The 248-nt window shown below is 60.1% G+C and carries 1 protein-coding gene; it reads left to right on the top strand.

Features of this window, described 5'->3' with window-relative positions; translation table 11 throughout:
• Positions 1 to 240: EipA family protein (locus tag CH341_RS33095; protein ID WP_146604818.1), on the top strand; the 240-nt coding region annotated here is incomplete at its 5' end.
• Positions 241 to 248 lie beyond the last annotated feature (8 nt).

The raw sequence follows: 248 nt of genomic DNA, 5'->3' as shown, positions 1-248 counted from the left end.
GGCAATCGCACCATGATGCTCGTCTACAATCTGCCGAGCTACAATTCCATTTACCAGCGCTTCGCCGGCGTGAACGGTTCCGCCTATATGGTCGGCGGCCTCGGCATGACCGTGCTCTCGCACACCGGCGTGCACGACCCGATCTACGTCGTGCCGATCCGCACCGGCGTCGGTGCCCGGCTGGGTGTCAATCTCGGCTATCTCAAATTTACTTCCAGACCGACCTGGAATCCGTTCTGAGCAAGCTC

The organism is Rhodoplanes roseus (assembly GCF_003258865.1).
In the GTDB taxonomy this organism is placed as follows: Bacteria; Pseudomonadota; Alphaproteobacteria; order Rhizobiales; family Xanthobacteraceae; genus Rhodoplanes; species Rhodoplanes roseus.
The sequence above is the reverse complement of the archived record's forward strand: the minus strand, read 5'-3'. Positions and strand labels throughout refer to the sequence as shown.